Here is a 2,367-nt window from a genome sequence, read left to right on the forward strand (position 1 = left end):
GGCCAGCGTGTAGGTGTAGCCGACCAGGACGAACTGCCACAGCAGGACGAGGACGAGCAGGATGAGCGGCAGCATGCCGAGGAACTCCACGGACACCTGTCCCCGGTCACTGCCCCCGAGGGGACGCCGCACCGCTCAGCCCTCCCGGTGGACGGCCGTGTCGTACGGGGCGGCCGAGGGCGGCGGGACCTGGGGTGTTCCCGGGGCCGCCGCGGTGCCGGGGGCGGTGTGGCCCGGTGTTCCGGTGCCGCGTGCCGCGCCCGTCCCGGCCGTTATGGCTCTGCGTCTGCGGCCCGTCAGCGACGGCCGCACCCGGTGGGCGCCGCGTACCTGCCGGGCCTGGGGCACCTGGCCGGCGAGGTCCAGTTCGGCGGCGAGGGTCCACAGGGCCTGCTTGACGGCCGAGCGGTCGTCGAGGTCCTGCATCCGCCCGGAGTCGACGCAGGGCTGGAGTTCCTTGAAGGCGGCCGGGACGGTGGTGGCGGCCACGCGGGTGCCGGTGGCCCTGGCGACCAGGGCGGGCTGGATCTCCGTACCGCGGGTGTGGCGGTTGACGACGGTGGTGGTGTCCTCGGCCTTGCGGATGCGCAGCCGTTCCCACAGCCGGACCTGCCGTTTGGCGGCGCGCACGGCGACCACGTCGGGGGTGGTCACCAGCAGCGCGGTGTCGGCGAGTTCGACGGCGGCGGCGTTGGCGGACTGCATCTGGGAGCCGCAGTCGACGACGACCACGTCGTAGCGGGAGCGCAGCACGGTGACGAGCTGGCGGGCGGCCCGGTCGTCGACCTCCTCGCCGCGTTCGCCCTCCTCCGGGGCGAGCAGCAGGCCCAGTCCGGTGTGGTGGTCGTGCACGGCCTCCTGGACGACCCGGGCGGACAGGTCGGCGATGCCGGCGAGGTCGACGACGGAGCGGCGGAAGCGGACGTCGAGGTAGGAGGCGACGTCACCGGACTGGAGGTCGAGGTCGACGAGGGCGGCGGCGCGGCCGGTGGCGCAGGCGGCCAGGGCCAGGTGGACGGCGGTGACGGTGGTGCCGACGCCGCCCTTGGCGCCGGTGACGGTGACCAGGGTCCCGGCGGGCCCGGGGGTCTCCTGCCCGCCGCCGAGGTGGAGGCGTACCCCGGCGGCCCACTGCGCGGCGGCCCGTACGCGGGCGGCGAGTTCGTCCTGGCCCAGGGGGAGGGGGACGAGGCCGCGGGCTCCGGCGTCCATCGCGGCGGAGAACAGCGCGGGCCCGGCGTCGGTGGTCATCAGGACCACGCCGACGGCGGGGAAGCGCAGGGCCACCTCGCGGATGAGGTCGAGCGCGGGGAGCGGGCCGATGCGTTCGTGGACGAGGACGACCTCGGGCAGCGCCCCGACGGCGGCCGGTCCTGGGGTGGTGGCGCCGGCCGCGGCCTGGGTGAGGGCGTCGAGCAGGGCCGCCGAGTCGGCGACCGGGGGCGCGGCGTCCGTGTCGGGGAGCTGTCCGAGCAGGGCGGAGACGGTGCGCGCGGCGTCAGGATCGCCGACCGCCGGGAGGATGCGGATGGTCATCGGTGTCTCCGGGTCATTTGTCGCCGTCCAGGGTGTAGGTGCGGTCGCCGGGCTGAACGGTGGGGTCGCCGCCGGGGGCGATCAGGGCGAGCCGTACGTGGGAGGCGAAGGACTCGGCGTAGGCGACGCGTTGGGCGTCCTTGGTGCCGAGCGCGAAGGTGATCGGGACGGCCTCGCCGGGGCGGCGGGTGCTCGTGGTGTCCCCGGGGTCCTTGGCCTCCAGGGGGGTCATCCTGCCGACGTCGATGACCTGGGCCCCGGCGACGATGACCTTGGAGACCGGCTTGTCCTCCGGTCGCTTCCCCTCGAACGTGGCATAGATGTTGACACGCGCACCGGGGTTGATCTTGCCCGCCACGCCGGTCGCGGCGTCGATCATGATGGCGATCTCCTGCTGGCCCGGCGCGAGCGCGGGCCGCGCGACGATCATGTCGTCCTGGAGGAGCGAGCCCTTGCGCAGCGGGGTGACCGCGATCTTGCCGGTGAGGTCGCCGAGATCGGTGACGGCGGTGGACGGCAGCCAGCGCTCGGGCACCGCGATCTTCTCGAACTGGCCGGGTTGCAGGGGACGGTAGGCGGCGACGTCCGTCCGGAGCCGGTACGCGGTCCGTTCCGGTCCGACCTTGGACTCGACGTTGCGGATCACCGACAGCACACCGACGAACGCGGCGGCCGCGCAGAGGACCGACAGCAGCATCAGGATCAGTCCGCGGCGCTGGCGTGAATTCATGGGTGGGGGACCTCGATCGGGGCGGGGCGGGACGGAAGGGCGCGGTCCCCTGCGGGGCACGGGGCGTCCTGGGCGTACGGGTTGCCCGGCGCGGGGCGGGC

The 2,367-nt window shown here is 74.6% G+C and carries 2 protein-coding genes and 1 pseudogene; all 3 read right to left on the reverse strand.

The features are described from left to right. Positions 1-132: pseudogene (locus AC51EU_RS29645) on the reverse strand (pilus assembly protein); the annotation flags it as partial. A 3-nt stretch (positions 133-135) separates the two neighbouring features. Further along, entirely contained in the window at positions 136-1,536 is a 1,401-nt protein-coding gene (locus tag AC51EU_RS29650; RefSeq protein WP_496270181.1) for a CpaE/TadZ family protein, read from the reverse strand. 13 nt (positions 1,537-1,549) lie between these two features. Then, positions 1,550-2,266, reverse strand: a complete 717-nt coding sequence (gene cpaB, locus AC51EU_RS29655) for a Flp pilus assembly protein CpaB (RefSeq protein ID WP_496270182.1) — start codon at positions 2,264-2,266, stop codon at positions 1,550-1,552. Between the last annotated feature and the right edge of the window lie 101 nt (positions 2,267-2,367).

The organism is Candidatus Streptomyces philanthi, assembly GCF_059553635.1.